This is a genomic window from Propioniciclava sp., from assembly GCF_029977985.1.
In the GTDB taxonomy this organism is placed as follows: Bacteria; Actinomycetota; Actinomycetes; order Propionibacteriales; family Propionibacteriaceae; genus Propioniciclava.
Genome location: NZ_JARKOT010000266.1, coordinates 1 through 14,405, shown reverse-complemented (window position 1 = coordinate 14,405; position 14,405 = coordinate 1). Strand labels below are relative to the sequence as shown.

The 14,405-nt window shown below is 71.1% G+C and carries 10 protein-coding genes, 1 tRNA gene and 1 pseudogene; 4 read left to right on the top strand and 8 right to left on the bottom strand.

Translation table 11 applies throughout. From position 1 onward, the window contains the following. Nucleotides 1–67: 67 nt before the first annotated feature. Nucleotides 68–856: a DUF4097 family beta strand repeat-containing protein gene (locus tag Q1K57_RS14355; RefSeq protein ID WP_300083804.1), complete on the bottom strand. Its 789-nt coding sequence runs from the start codon at nucleotides 854–856 to the stop codon at nucleotides 68–70. 15 nt (nucleotides 857–871) lie between these two features. Next, the gene (locus Q1K57_RS14350) at nucleotides 872–1,348 is read right to left on the bottom strand and encodes a toxin-antitoxin system HicB family antitoxin (RefSeq protein WP_300083802.1); all 477 of its coding nucleotides are present in this window, start codon (nucleotides 1,346–1,348) and stop codon (nucleotides 872–874) included. Nucleotides 1,349–1,553: 205 nt separating this feature from the next. On the opposite strand from Q1K57_RS14350, the gene Q1K57_RS14345 reads away from it, so the two are divergent. Continuing rightward, complete coding sequence (locus tag Q1K57_RS14345; protein WP_300083800.1) at nucleotides 1,554–2,330, top strand: SDR family NAD(P)-dependent oxidoreductase; 777 nt, start codon at nucleotides 1,554–1,556, stop codon at nucleotides 2,328–2,330. A gap of 77 nt (nucleotides 2,331–2,407) precedes the next feature. Continuing rightward, on the top strand, nucleotides 2,408–3,154 hold the full coding sequence (locus tag Q1K57_RS14340) for a lysophospholipid acyltransferase family protein (RefSeq protein ID WP_300083798.1): 747 nt from the start codon (nucleotides 2,408–2,410) through the stop codon (nucleotides 3,152–3,154). On the opposite strand, the gene Q1K57_RS14335 is transcribed toward Q1K57_RS14340, so the two are convergent. Together Q1K57_RS14335 and Q1K57_RS14330 are read right to left on the bottom strand one after the other, a co-directional pair. Then, nucleotides 3,151–5,703: a YhgE/Pip family protein gene (locus Q1K57_RS14335; RefSeq protein WP_300083796.1), complete on the bottom strand. Its 2,553-nt coding sequence runs from the start codon at nucleotides 5,701–5,703 to the stop codon at nucleotides 3,151–3,153. The two genes, Q1K57_RS14340 and Q1K57_RS14335, sit on opposite strands and share 4 nt — an antisense overlap. Continuing rightward, nucleotides 5,700–8,393, bottom strand: a complete 2,694-nt coding sequence (locus tag Q1K57_RS14330) for an MMPL family transporter (protein WP_300083794.1) — start codon at nucleotides 8,391–8,393, stop codon at nucleotides 5,700–5,702. The genes Q1K57_RS14335 and Q1K57_RS14330 overlap by 4 nt, the downstream gene beginning before the upstream one ends. A gap of 103 nt (nucleotides 8,394–8,496) precedes the next feature. Here Q1K57_RS14330 and Q1K57_RS14325 point away from each other — a divergent pair, with 103 nt between their 5' ends. Next, nucleotides 8,497–9,120 (top strand): TetR/AcrR family transcriptional regulator, encoded by a 624-nt coding sequence (locus Q1K57_RS14325; protein WP_300083792.1) that lies wholly within the window; start codon nucleotides 8,497–8,499, stop codon nucleotides 9,118–9,120. Nucleotides 9,121–9,137: 17 nt separating this feature from the next. On the opposite strand, the gene Q1K57_RS14320 is transcribed toward Q1K57_RS14325, so the two are convergent. The 4 genes and pseudogenes from Q1K57_RS14320 to Q1K57_RS14305 all read right to left on the bottom strand — a co-directional run bounded on the left by Q1K57_RS14320 (nucleotide 9,138) and on the right by Q1K57_RS14305 (nucleotide 14,158). After that, on the bottom strand, nucleotides 9,138–10,229 hold the full coding sequence (locus Q1K57_RS14320; RefSeq protein ID WP_300083779.1) for a mannosyltransferase family protein: 1,092 nt from the start codon (nucleotides 10,227–10,229) through the stop codon (nucleotides 9,138–9,140). Beyond that, the gene (locus Q1K57_RS14315; protein ID WP_300083777.1) at nucleotides 10,223–11,521 is read right to left on the bottom strand and encodes a glycosyltransferase 87 family protein; all 1,299 of its coding nucleotides are present in this window, start codon (nucleotides 11,519–11,521) and stop codon (nucleotides 10,223–10,225) included. Before Q1K57_RS14315 ends, Q1K57_RS14320 begins: the two co-directional genes overlap by 7 nt. Before the next feature lie 19 nt (nucleotides 11,522–11,540). Continuing rightward, nucleotides 11,541–13,745, bottom strand: coding sequence for a transglycosylase domain-containing protein (locus Q1K57_RS14310; RefSeq protein WP_300083775.1), 2,205 nt, complete (start codon nucleotides 13,743–13,745; stop codon nucleotides 11,541–11,543). Next, a pseudogene (locus Q1K57_RS14305) lies at nucleotides 13,738–14,158 on the bottom strand (DUF5318 family protein). The gene Q1K57_RS14310 and the pseudogene Q1K57_RS14305 overlap by 8 nt, the downstream one beginning before the upstream one ends. Nucleotides 14,159–14,302: 144 nt before the next feature. Here Q1K57_RS14305 and Q1K57_RS14300 point away from each other — a divergent pair. Further along, a tRNA-Ala gene (locus tag Q1K57_RS14300) sits at nucleotides 14,303–14,375 on the top strand. Nucleotides 14,376–14,405: the final 30 nt, after the last annotated feature.

Genomic DNA, 14,405 nt, shown 5'->3' with positions numbered 1-14,405 from the left:
CCCCCCCCCCCCCCCCCCCCCCCCCCCCCCCCCAACACAGGGGGCGTCCCCAACCGTCGCACGGACCTCAGGAGGCGTTGCGGAGGGTGATGTCGCCGGAGGCGGTACTCGCCCGGACGGTGATGAACCGCTGGCCTTCGTCGGGCTGACCGGCAGGGGCGAGGGTGACGCTCACGTCCCCGGTCACGGAGTGGACGTCCTGCCAGATCGGCACGTCGCGCGGCAGTCCCACCGACAGGTCTCCGCTGCCGCTCTTGAGCGTCACGGTGTCGCCGTCGAAGACACCCACGTCGAGGTCACCCGAGCCGGACGTCGCCTCGACGGTCCCGGACGCCCGCCCGATCCGCACGTCGCCCGAACCGGTGCGCACCTCGAGGCGTCCGGCGGCGGTGTCGACCGTGATGTCGCCGGACGCAGCCGTCAGGCTGCCCTCCGCGAGCGCGCCGACGGTGATGTCACCACTCGCCGTCTTGATCGCGACCCGGCCGCTGCGGCCCGCGATGGCCACGTCTCCGGCAGCGCGCGCGGCGATGTCGAGGGACGCCCCCTCCGGCAGGGTGACGAGCGTGGTCAGGTCGGCGCGGGCATCACCCGCGCTGAACGACCAGAAGCCCAGGTCGATGGAGATCCCGCGGCGTCCGGGCGCGTCGCTCAGCAACGGTGGCACCTCGACGATCACGGTGTCGGCCTCGCTCCGGATGTTGACCGGCGCGAGGTCGATCTCGTCGCTGCACCGCACCTCGACGGTCACGGACTCGGTCGGTTCGTGGCGCACGATCACGTCCCCTTGAGTGACGATCCGGACGACGGTGGACTCGGTTGCGGGGAACTCGCGACGCAGTTCGGTGGCGATCACGGTGTTTCCTTTCGGTCAGGCCCAGCCGGTGACGTGGCGTCCGGTGCGGACACCCGACCGACCGGCGGGGGGGATCGTGAGTTGGGCGCGGACCGCGTTCACGATCCACGTGTTGAGCGACTGCCCGGACGCCTCCGCCGCCGCATCGGCCCTCGTCTTCACGCCGTCGGGCAGGCGGAGAGTGATACGGGCGATGCCCGCATCCTCGACCTCGGGCAGCACGAGCGTGGGCTCCACCTCGGACGCCGCCGCTCGCCGTTGCACGTTCCACGCCGGGTCGGCGCCGTCCATGCGGATGTCGACGAGGTCGCCGTCGAGTTCGGCGCTGAGCTGAGCGGCGGCGTCCGCAAGCGCCTGGATGAGACGCAACCGCAACGCCGGTTCGAGCGCCACGAGCAGACGATCCGCGGTGGCGCGGGTGGCGTCGTCGGCGAGCGCGGTGGCCTTGGCGAGGTCGTCCCGGAGGCCGGTGAGGTATGGCGTCAGATCCATGACTCCATGGTGACACCATTTATGGTGTCATGCAAGACACTACATGGCGTCTTTCTGATGCAAGGTCGCGCGCACCCGCCCGTGTGACAGTTGGGGGCCACCCCCGTGCGACGGTTGGGGCTCACAAATGGGGCGCTACAGCGCCCTATTCGTGAGCCCCAACCGCCACACGGGGGCGGGGCGGGGACAGGTAGGGTCCTCTCCCATGAGCACAGCACTCGTCACCGGCGCGACCGCGGGGATCGGCGCAGCGTTCGCCCGCCACCTGGCGGCTCGGGGCGACGACGTCGTCTTGGTCGCCCGGGACGGCGCCCGCCTCGCCTCGCTGGCCGACGAACTCGCCGACGCCCACGGCGTCCACGTGGAGGTCGTGCGCGCCGACCTGGCCGACGCCCACGACCTTCACGCGGTCGCCGAGCGGGCGGCGGCGTCGAAGAACCCGATCGACCTGCTCGTGAACAACGCCGGCTTCGGCATGACCGCGACGCTCCTCGACGACCTGACCGAGCACGATCGCGCCTGGGCGGTCATGGGCCAGGCGGTCGTCGTCCTCAGCAACGCGGCCGCCCGCGCGATGCGCGCCCGCGGCACGGGACGCATCCTGAACGTGGCGTCGCTGTCAGCCTGGATCACCCAGGGCGAGTATTCGGCCCTGAAGTCCTACGTGAAGCTCTACACCGAGGGCCTCGCGAGCGACCTGCACGGCAGTGGCGTCACGGCGACGGCGCTGTGTCCCGGCTGGGTGCGCACCGAGTTCCACGAGCGGGCGGCGATCGGGACGGGTGCGATCCCGGCCTGGGTGTGGGTGGACGCCGACCGCTGCGTCCGCGAGGCGCTGGCCGATGCGGATGCCGGACGGGCGCTGTCGATCCCGACGAAGCGTTGGAAGCTGGCCGCGTTCGCGCTGCAGCACGCCCCGCGCGGGGCCGTGCGGGCGCTCTCGCGTTCGCTCGGCGCCAGCCGCCGGGCCACGCAACCCTGACGGGTGGGGCACAATGGTGCGTTGTGACCGGCAGGCGCGCCGGGTGGACACCTGCGCCGTGACGAGGGGAGACGCCGATGGCTGACGAGGCCGATCTGGGCAAGTACTCCGCGACACCGCAGGCGATCGCCCGTTTCGTCGCCCAACAGCTCATCATGAAGCCCTATGTGTGGTCGGCGCTGTCGATCCATGTGCACGGCGAGCGCCACCTCGACGACCTCCAGGCGCCGTTCATCGCCATCGCCAACCACTCCAGCCATGCCGACACGACCGCGATCTTCGGGGCTCTCCCCCGCCGGCTGTCGCGCAACCTGGCGGCCGGTGCCGCCGCGGACTACTTCTTCAAGCAGAAGATCCGCTCGCTGCCGACCCGCCTGTTCTTCAACACCTATCCGATCGACCGCGGCGGCATGCGCGCCCATCAGGGCATGAGCGGACGCCTCCTCGACGACGGCGTCCCGCTGCTCATCTATCCCGAGGGCACGCGCAGCCGGACGGGCGCGATGGCGAAGTTCAAGAACGGCGTCGCGGCGCTGAGCATTCAGCACAAGGTGCCGGTGCTGCCCATCGCGCTCGTCGGCTCGTATGCGGCCATGCCGTACGGCCAGAACCTGCCGCTGCCGGGGCGTCCGCCGGTGCACATCGTGTTCGGCATCCCGCAGCGGGCGCTGCCGGGCGAGTCGGCGCCTCGCTTCACCGAGCGGCTGTCGAACATGGTCCTCGAGTTGCACGACACGACGGCCCGCGCCTACGGCATGCCCACCCAGGCCGACTTCCAGCGCGCGGTCGCGCTGAAGAAGGCGGCCGAGAAGAAGGACGCCTAACCCTTCGCGAGTGCCGCGATCGGCACCGTGCGGGTGCGGTGCACCGCCGCGAGGGACGCCACGCCCGCCACCAACGCCCACCCCAGCAAGGTGAGGGCGGCGATGACCGGCGACAGCCCGACGCCGACCGCGCGCACGGCGTCCAGGGCCGGCGTCAGGGTCGACCCGACGCCCAGCGCACCGATCACCGGCGGGGCGACCGAGGTGGCCGCCGCGATGGTGGTGAGCAGCCCCATGGCGAGGGCGACGATGCGCCCCGGGGTGCCGAACAACGCCGCCAGCGCGTGGTTGACGAGCGCGAACGCCACCCCGGCCACCAGCAGCACCCCGACGAGCGACGCGGACGCCGCCGGCGTCAGCCCGAGCACGAGCGCCCCCGTGACGCCGAGCAGCAGCGCTTGCGCGCAGACGATCGCGACGCCCGGCCCGGCGGTGCGGGCGAGCAGGGCCAGGTCGGTCTCACGGGAGGTGAGTGCGTCGGCGGGCATCGGTCGCAGCACGAGGAACGTCGCCAGCGCCCCCACCCACAGGGCGAGCACGAGCAGCAGGGACGCCCACGCCAGGCCGGGTCGGACGAGGCCGGCCAGTCCGTCGCCGTCGACCGGGGCGGCGACCACGGTGGCCATCGTGGCGGCCTGGTCGTCGGTGTAGTCGGGGATCTGGTCGATGCCGCCGGCGATGCCGTCGGCCAGCTGGGTGGTGCCGTCGGCGAGCTGTCCGGCACCGTCGGCGAGCTCGCCGAGCCCGCCGGACAGCTGCAGTCCGCCGGCGTGCAACTGGTCGAGACCGTCGACGAGTTGACCGGCGCCGTCGGCGGCCCGGTCGATTCCGCCGGTGTAGAGGGTGATGCCGGCCGAGAGCTGGGCGAGGCCGTCGGCGAGTTGCCGCGTGCCGCCGGACAGCGAGCTCATGCCCTTGGAAAGTTGGCCGGCACCGTCGGCGAGCTGCTGGGCGCCGCCGGCGAGGGCGGTCCCGTTGTCGGCGAGCGTGCGGGCGCCGGTGGCGAGGGCGTCCGCGCCGTCGGCGAGTTGCCGGCCGCCGGCGGTCAGCTGGTCGCCGGCCGCGACGAGCTGGTCGAGCACGGCGAGGGTGTCGGCCTTGGTGAGGGGGGTGCCCGCCGGGATCGACGCCTTGAGCGCCGCGTACGAGGCCTGCAGTTCATCGGCCCACGACCCGAGCTGGTCGACGTAGCCCTGGGCCTCGTCGAGCGCGTCGAGGATCTGCCGGGCGATCGGGCTCAGCTGTCCCGCCGTGTCGGCGAGCGCCGCAGCGTCGGAGGCGGCGGCGTCCAGCGCGGCCTGCACCTGCTGAGCCGCGGCGGACGCGCCGGCGGTCCAGGCTGCGCAGTCGGCGGCGTCGAGCTCGGCGGGGCAGCTGACCTGCCCGGACGCCAGCATCGCCACGTCGTCGCTCGCTCGGGCGACCGAGGTCGACACCGTCCCGGCCTGGCCGAACAGTGTGTCGGTGCGCGTCACGAAGTCGCGGACCTGGGCGATCAGATCGCTGAGCGCAGCGGTGGCCTGCTGGGCGTAGGCGGGCGCCTGCGCGACCCACGCGTCCACCTGCACGAGCCAGTCCCCCCACTCGGGCAGCCCGGCGATCGCGTCGCGCGCCGGCTTCAGCACGCTGTTGATGCCGCCCGCGTACTGGCCGACACCGTCGGCGTACGTCCGCACACCCTCGGCGTAGGTGTCGAGGCCGTCGGCCAGCTGGGTCACCCCGCCGGTGTAGGCGCGGACACCGTCGGCATACGTCCCGGCGCCCGTCGCCCAAGCGGCGGTGCCGTCGGCGAGGAGGGTCGCCCCGCCTGCCAGCTGGGACGCCCCGGCCGCCGAGCGGCTCGCCCCGGAGCGCAGCTGGCCGCCCGCCGCGGACGCCTGGTCGAGGCCGTCGGCCAGCTGCCCGGCACCGTTGGCACTGAGCCCGATGCCGTCCGACAGTTGGCCTGCTCCGGTCGCGACGGCGTCCGCGCCGGTTGCCAGCCGGGATGCGCCGTCGGCGAGCTGCCGAGTGCCGTCGACGAGTTCGAGCATCTGCTTCTTCTGCTCGCCGAAGCCGAGGTAGACGTTCTTCAGGTACTCCTCGGTGAGGAAGCCGTTCAGGGCGTTGACCGCCGCGTAAGCCACTGCCTGTCCGATGGCGGTCTCGCTGATGCCGACGACCGGCGACGTCTCGACGGTGACGGTGGCCTGCTCCGCCTCCTCGACCGGTTTGGCGAACGACGTGGCGGCCGCCGAGAAGTTCTCCGGGATGGTGACGACCGCCGCATAGGTGCCGTTCTTCAGGCCCGACGCGGCGTGCTCGGCGTCGGCAAGCACCCACGTGACGTTCTGGACCCGCTCGGAGTCGACGATCTCGGCTGCCAGTTGCCGCCCGAGCGGCATCATCTGGCCGTTGATCTCGACCATTTCGTCGTCGTTGACGACCGCCGCCTGCACGGTACGCAGCCGGTCGTCGGAGTGCCAGGTGCCGAACAGGACGCCGCCGGCCACCAGCGCCGGGACGAGCAGCAGCACCAGCCACGAGATCCAGGTGGGCTTGTTCGTCATGAGGGTTCTCCTACCGTGACGGCGTCCTGTCGGGCGCGCTGGGGAAGCAGGGCCCGGACGCCGTCGGCGTCCGTCGCCCCGAGAACGAGGGTGGGGGGCTCGGTCCGCGCCGCAAGCTCGCGGAGGGCGTCGCGGGCGGCGAGGTCGAGGCGGTCGGCGTCGTCCACGAGGACGAGGTCGCCGACGCTGCCCCCCAGGGCACGGGCGGCGCCTGCGGAGGCGCCGTCGACGAAGGTGGACCGGCGGCGGAGGCGTCCTGCCTCCTGGGGGAGCACGAGGCCGAGTACCTTGAGATCGCCGGCGGTGAGCGTGAGGCGCCCGGCGAGGGCGAGCAGGAGGGCACGGCGACCGGCTGGCTCGCCGGTGAGGACGAGGGTGCGGCCGGGCTGGACGTCGACATCGACGCCCTCGAACAAGGTGACGTCGTCGGTGGCGGCGCCGAGGCCCTCGCCATGGATGACGGCGCGGGAGTCAGGCGACGGCCACTGTGCGAGGGACAGTTGGTGGGTGATGGCTTCGCCTTCGGCGTCCAGGACGGGGAGGCGGCGGTCGAGCGCGTGGGGCAGCCGCCACGCGCGCTCGCCGAGGAGCTTCATGACGGCGGGGCCGAGGGTCATCCGGATGAGAAAGGCGTCGATGGCGACGCCGAGGGCGAGACCGAAGGCGATGGGCTTGAGGGTGACGTCGCCTTCGGGGATGAAGAAGGCGAACACGGACACCATGATGAGCGCCGCGGCGACGACCACCTTGGCCGAGTGGATGAAGCCCTGCTCGACGGGGTCGGTGTGGTTGCCGTGGACGTGCTCCTCGCGCATGCGGGTGGTGAGGAACACCTCGTAGTCCATGGCGAGGCCGAACAGGATGCCCATGAGGATGATGGGCAGGAACGAGATGATGGGCTGCGCCTCGGCGAGGTTGATGAACTGGCGGCCGATGCCGTCGTTGAAGACGAGGGCCGTGATGCCGAACGCCGCCCCCACGCTGAGCAGGTAGCCGAGGGCCGCCTTGACCGGCACCCAGATCGAACGGAAGACGACGGTGAGCAGCACCAGCGACAGGCCCATCACGAACACGCCGAAGGGGAACAGGGCGCGGCCGAGCTGATCGGAGACGTCGATCGCGATGGCCGTGAAGCCGGTGACCGCCGTGGTCACCCCGTACTGCTCCTGCCAGTGCGGTTCGAGGGCGCGCAGACGCTGGACGAGGCCGGTCGTGGCCGGGTCGTCGGGGCCGGTGGTCGGGATGACCTGGATCATCAGCGTGTCGACGTTCGGGTTCGGCACCGCCGCGGCGACGAGCTGAACGCCGGCGTCGGCCTCGACGTCGGCCTTGATGCCGTCGATGACGCCCATGGGGTCGGTGGACTCGACGATCGTTCCGGTGATGACGAGGGGGCCGTTGTAACCGACCCCGAAGCGCTCGGAAATGACGTCGAAGGTGACGCGGTCGGCGGCCGCCGGGTCGTTGCGGCCCGAGTTGGGCAGGGCGAGGTGGAGGTGCTGAGCGGGCAGGGTGAGGGCGCCGAGGGCCACCACGACGACCGCCACCGTGAGCAGCGGGACCCTCGTCACCACGCCCACCCACCACTTCGACGCGTTGAACCGCGGCCGGGCGGCCGGGACCGCCTCGCCGGTGGAGTCGCTTCGGGCCCGGACGCGCGGCCGCTTCGGTCGCAGCCGCTCACCGGCGAGACTCATCATGGCCGGCAGCAGGGTGACGGCCAGGGCCACCTCGATGGCGACGGCGAGGGCGGCGAAGACGCCCATGATGGTCAGGAACGGCATGCCGGCGATGCCCAGCCCGACGAGCGCGATGATGACGGTGATGCCCGCGAACAGCACGGCCGAGCCCGCGGTGGCGGTGGCGCGGGCGGCGGAGGCGGCGGCTTCCATGCCGGTGGCCAGTTGGTCGCGGTGGCGGGAGACGATGAAGAGGCTGTAGTCGATGCCGACCGCGAGGGCCAGCATGAGCGCGAGCATGAGGGTGGTCGAGTTGATGGCGAACACATGGGAGGCCGCCATGATGAGCAGCGAGCTGATGCCAGCCCCCATGAGGGCACTGACGAGGGGCATCGCGGCGGCGTAGAGCGAGCCGAGCGTGAAGAACAGCACCACGATGGCGACGACGACGCCCACGGCCTCGACCCAGGTGAGGTGGGGCATGCTCATGGAGAACAGATCGCCGCCGACGTGGACGGTCGAGCCCGGGATGGCGTTCTGGAGGGCGGTGCCGGCGTCGAGGAGTTGGCGGCGCTGGTCGTCGGTGAACGTCGAGACGGTGATGCCCTGGTCGGCACGGACGGTGAGCAGGGCGGCGGCGCCGTCGTCGCTGATGAGGCCGTTGAGGTACTCGCTGTAGGGGAGTTGGACCGTGTTGACCCAGTCGATCCGTTCGAGCTCGGACGCCGCCCGTTCGAGTTCGGCGCGGACGGCGGGGTCGGTCATCGTCTGCCCTGCCGGGGCGATGACGACCATCGTGGCCGAACTCATCGCGGCTTCGGGAAACGTCATGCGCAGCTGGTCGAGGGCGGCCTGGGAGGAGGCACCGGGGATGCGGAACTCGTTGTCGAATTGTGCGCCCAACACCCCCACCAGTCCGCCGAGCAGCACGAGCACCGCGAACCACGCGGCGATGACGCGCTTGGGCGCGCGCCAGGATGCCTGCGCGAGGCGGTAGATGAACGTGGACACGCGCTCCCCTGTCTCGATACGTTCCTGTATCCGATACAGAAGTGTATGCGATACAGTTGTGTATCGACAATCGTGGTCGGCGGGTTTCCGAGAGGATGGGCGCATGGGGAGCGACGTGGTGAGCCCACGGAGGGCGGCAACGCGCGACCGGCTCTGCGACGCCGCCATGGGCGTGATCGCCGAGAAAGGCGTGCTGGGGGCGTCCATCGAGGAGATCTGCGACGCAGCCGGCTTCACCCGCGGCGCCTTCTACTCCAACTTCGCCGGCCGCGACGAGCTGTGCGCGGCCATCATGGAGCGGCAGGCGTCCGTCGCCCTCGCGTTGTTGGGCGACACGGTCGCGCACGTCCGGTCGAGTCCCGACGAAAGCCTCGACGAACTCATCGAACGCGCCGTGAAGATGTTCCTCTCCGCGCAGCCCGGCGACCGGCCGTCGATCCTCGTCACGCAGGAGCTACAGCTGTACGCCGCCCGCGAGCCCGCCTTCGCGCCGGTCTACACCGAGCAGCAGCGCCGCGGCATGACCGCGCTCTCCGAGCTGGTGGCGCGGGCACTGACGGCGCACGGCTACGCCTGGACCATCGACCCGGTGGACGCCGTCGGCGTCCTGTATGCGGTCCACAACCATGGGGAGTTGAGCACGATCCTCGGCTCCGGCTCCTTCGCGGGCGAACGTCGGATTCGGCTGCTCACGCAGGTGGTGCGGTCGTTGATCCGGCCGATCTGACGCGCGCCGTCCCGCCGTCAACTACTCCACCGACCGGTGAAGTACAGCCACGACCAGGTCACCTGGGCGGCATAGCTGAGGACACCGGCGATCCAGGCCAGCGCGATCCACCCGCGGGAGCCGCGTTTGGCCTCGGCGAGGTCGTCGATCTGGCGCCACAGCGGGAACCACAGCAGCACGGCACGTGTGACGCTCATGAGCCAGTACGACAGGGAGAACGCCAGCACCTGGACGCCCACCCAGCTCGCCTCCGCGAGCCGGCGGCGGACCAGCGCGATCAGCGTCGCGGCGAGGCCGACGATCCACGAGATCATCTCTGCCCGGAACACCCACACCCACTCGGGATGCTCCGGGGTGGGCACCCACAGCACGTCCCAGTGGTTCTTCAGCGCCTCCCACGGCCAATGGAACCCGCGCTGCCAACCCGCCTCCTGGGCGCTGAACCAGGCCGTCCACGAGCCGGTCAGGCCGTACAGGTACGTCACGTAGGCAGCCAGCACCGCCGCCGGCAGCACGAGCCAAGCCAGTCGGTCGCCGATGCCGCCGTCACCGCGCCCCCGCTTCTGGGTGAGCGCCAGGATGACGAGCGCCCCGATGAGGAACAGCCCCGAGACCCGCAAGGAGCACGCCAGTGCCGCCAGCAGGGCCGCCTGCCCCCACCGGCGCTGCGATGCGCGTTCCCACGCCCAGAAGGCCGTCGCACAGAACGGGGACTCGGTGTACGGCACCGCCGTGAACACCGCGGTCGGCGCGAGGAGCCACGCCACCGTCCCCCACAGGCCGGCCAGGCGGTAGAGGGCGAACGCGGCCGCCAGCGAGCAGGCGAGCGCCACCACCGACCCGAGCAGCACCGGCGACAGCCCCACCGAGGACAGGCCGCGCAGCACGAGCGGCCAGCCGGGGAAGAACGCCATCTCCTGGGGCTGCGCATAGCCCTCGCGCGCGATGTTCAGGAAGTGCGCGACGTCCCACTGCGCCACCACCGACTCGAGACTCTTGTGCCCGGTGACGGCGAGCGTCACCGCCATGATCGCCATGACGAGCCGTGTCGCCAGCCACACCTGCACGATCATCAGGCGCTCGCCCTCCAGACGGCGCCGCCTCACCATCCCGGCCTCCGAGCGGCCAGTGCGACGGCGTCCGGCGCATGGTCGAGGACGCCGCCGCCCGGGTCGTCGACGTGACCCAGCCGGACGGGGTCGTCCCACGGATGCAGCACGTCGACGACCACGCGGGCGGCGAGCCACAGCTGGACGCCGATCCGCACGAGGACGGCGATGCCGTAGAGACGGGGCGCGCCGTCGCCGGCGTAGAGAGACCCGTCGAGGTACATCCAGACCGCCCACCAGTAGAAGGCCTCCGCGAGCGTGAACGCCACCCCGTCGACCCAGCGCGGCCGGGCGAGGAGGACGAGCGGCAGCAGCCACAGCATGTACTGGGGGCTGTAGACGACGTTGGTCACGCAGAACACGACCACGACGAGGAACGTCACCTGAGCCACCCGCGGGCGGCGGGGTGCCAGGAAGCACAGCACGACGATCGCGAGCACACCGGTCACGAACAGAGCCCGGGACAAGGCCGCCGCCGGCAGGGTCACCTGGGCGAGACCGAGCACGTACCAGACCGAGCCGAGGTCGGCGTCCCGGCCGGCGTGGTAGGTCCAGATGTTCAGCCAGCCCTGCGGCGCGGCCACCATGACCGGCAGGTTGACGGCGACGAACGCCGCCACCGCGCCGAGGACGACGCGGGCGAGCGCGCGCAGATCGCCGGCGCGCAGGCTCAGCACCACGAACGGCAGCAGCAGCAGCGCCGGATAGAACTTGGTGGACAAGCCGATGCCGACCAGCACGCCGGCCAGCGCGGGACGCCGCCGAGCCCAGGCGAGCAGCGCGCCGCTGGTGACGGCGACGGCGAGGAGATCCCAGTTGATGAGGCCCGACAGCACGACGAGCGGGGACGCCGCCACCCACGGCGCGGTGCGCGGCGCGATCCGCACGTGCACGGCGACGAGCGCGAGGAACGCCACGAACAGGCCGAGGGCACTCAGGCCGAAGAAGGCGAGCCGGCCGCCCTCGGCACCTCCGGGCAGCGCGCCGGACAGCAGCCGCGTCCCCCAGATGAAGCCGCCCGTCAGGACGGGATACTCGAGGTCGACCTGCAGATAGGGAACCAGGCCCTGTTCGATGCCGCGCGGCCCCCACAGCGACTGGATGTCGGAGTAGCAGCCGACGCGGTAGGGCGTCGCGGGGTCCATGACGCACGGCACCTGGCGGGCCATGCAGACGAACCAGGCGACGGTCGCGAGCGCATAGCTCCACGCCGGAGGCGGCGCCCACGCGCGGGCGGAGGCGCGGCGTCCGACCGGCCCCCCGAGGATGGCTGAGGGGCCCGTGGTCCGCATGCGGACCACTGTACGGCTATCAGCCGTTGCGACGCCCGGGGGGCGTGCCCCCCTGGCCCGGCGGCAGGACGGACTCGGTCGGACCGGCGGCCGGCTCCGTCAGCGTCGGCTCGGCGGTGGGGGCGTCCGTCGGGGCGTCCGTCGGCTCCGCGGTGGGCTCTGGGCTCGGCGTGTCCGTCGGCTCGGCCGTCGGCTCCTCGCTCGCGACCGGCGTCGTGGTGCGCGCCGGCGCAGGCGCCGCGGAGAAGCGTCCGCTGGAACGCTGCGTGGCCGTGGCGTCCGGCAGCTCGACCTCGGGCAGCCCCGCCTGGGCCACCTTCATGTAGGCGAGCCACGTCTGGGCCGGGAAGCCGGAGCCATAGAAGCCCGACGAGAAGTCGTCGAGATCACCGGTGCCCTTGTCGCCGGCGACGAACATGACGGCCGTCGATATCTGGGCGGTCGAGCCGATGAACCAGGACGCCTTGGTCTGCTTGGTGTCGCTGTCGTAGTAGGTGCCGGTCTTGCCGGCGACGTCGACCCCGAGTTGCCCGGCGGTGCGTCCGGTGCCGGATGTGGTGACCTGCTTGAGCGCCGCGACCGCGTTCTGGGCGACGTCGGCCTCGATGGTCTGCTGCGGGTTGACCTGCGCGGTGTAGAGGCCGGCGCCGTTGAGGTCCTTCACCTCGGCCACGATGTGGGTGTCCGTGCGCTGACCGCCGTTCACGAGGGTGGCGAGACCGCGGGCCGCCTCGACGGGGGCGACCTCACCGAAGCCGAGCGTGATCGCCGGGACGGCCGCCCAGTCGTGGTTGGTGAGTCCGGCGTCCTCGGCCGCCTGGATGACCGACTCGGGACCGTTGTCCATCTGGAGGACGAGGTCGACATAGGCCGAGTTGATGGAACTGGTGGTGGCCTTCTGCAGTGTCACAGGGCCGTAGTTGGAACCCCCTGCGTTGCTGATGGGCTTCGACTCACCGGGCGGAGTGAACTCGTTGCCGTTGAGGACCGTGTTCAGCGTGGCGCCCTGGCGCAGGCCGGCGACGAGCGACCACGGCTTGAAGGTCGAACCGGTGGGTCGAGGCGTCGTGGCCCAGTTGCGCCCGGTCGTGAAGTCGGGGCCGCCGTACAGTGCGATGATGCCGCCGGTGGCGGTGTCGATCGACGCAATGGCCGGGTGCAACGAGTTCGGGTCGAGGCCCTTCGGCTTGGCGGCACGCTCGGCGGACGCCTGGGCGACGTCCTGAGCCGCCTGCTGGGCGGTCGCGCTCACGGTGGTCAGGATGTTGAGCCCGCCGCCCCGGATCTGGTCCTCGCTGAACCCCTTGGCTTGAAGCTCCTTCTCCACCATGTCCATCAGGTAGCCCTTGGGGCCGCCGAAGCGCGAGTCGGTGGCGAGGTCGGTCGGGAACTCGGGGAGGGAGTCGTAGATCTCGAGCCGCTGGGCGTCCGTGATCGTGCCCGTCTTGACCATCTGGTTGAGCGTGTACTGGTAGCGCTCGAGCAGGTCGGCGGCCTGCTGCTCGCCCTTGGCCGGGTCGAGGTTGTTGGGCGAGTTGATGATGGCCGTCAGAGCGGCGGCCTGGCCGAGGTTGAGGTCGGCGGCGTTGACGCCGAAGTACACCTTGGACGCCGCCTGCAGGCCGTAGGCTCCGCGTCCGTAGTAGACGGTGTTGAGGTAGCCGGCGAGGATCTGCTCCTTCGGGACTTCGCGGCTCACCTTGAGCGCGATGACGATCTCCTTGAGCTTGCGCGTGAGCGTCTTCTCCTGCGTCAGGTAGAGGACCTTCACGTACTGCTGGGTGATCGTCGAACCTCCGACCGTGTCGGCGCCGGGCGTGATGGCAGTCTGCACGGCGCGCATGAGGCCGGGGACGGAGATGCCGGGGTCGGTCCAGAACGTCTCGTTCTCGGAGGCGACGACGGCGTCCTGGGCGTACTTCGACATCTGGTCGAGCGGGATCGACTCGCGGTTCTGGATGGCGAAGGAGCTGATCTCGGTCGTTCCGTCGCTGTAGTAGACGCGCGTGACGTTGGTCTGGAAGTCCTTGTTGGGGTCGGGGATCTCGGTGGTGGCGTAGATGACGCCGAACGCCGCGAGGGCGGCGATGCCACCCAGCACGACGAACGCGCCCAGCCACTTGAAGATGCTCAGCGCGACGGACTTGCCGCTGCGACGTCCGCGCGTTGCTGCGTTGCCGGACGCCTTCGTGCCCTTGACGCGCTTGGGCGTGGGTTCAGCCATGGATGTCCTCAACCGTTCTCTGCCGACGGGGCGGTTTTGCGCTCCACCCCGTCACCCAACAGGTAGCTCTTGATCATGTGGTTCCAGCCGCACGCGTGACAGACCTCCACGACGCACACCTTGAACGCGCCGTATTCGTTCTGCATCGCGTCGAGCTCCTCGCTCGACTTGATGCGTCCGGAGTACTGGCCCAGTTGCTCGCCGAACACGTGGTTCAGGACGACCATCTGTGAACGTCCGCAGACCGGGCAGTCGACCGGGTGCGGTTCGCCGTGATGGAGCGCCGCCCTGACCAACGGGGGATCCGCGTCGCAGGCCGCCGCACGGGCGAATGCGCGCTGCGGGCCCTGCAGAGTGCGGAGCGTGTTCCGGCGTTGCAGGGCGTAGTCAACCTCTTGACGCTTCGACCACATGACGTTCCCATGGTAGAGATGCCGCCTGCGTTTCCCTAGGCAAGTTGCCATGCTCGCCCAACCGCAGAGGGACGCCCTCGGCCCGGCCCGGTGCCCGACTGGTCGAGCAGCGGGTCAGGAGCCCGCTAGACTGGTCCCCCGCCGGGGCCCATGGCGCAATTGGTAGCGCACTTGCTTTGCAAGCAAGGGGTTAGGGGTTCGAGTCCCCTTGGGTCCACCCAAAGTGTCTTACGGGAACACGCGACAT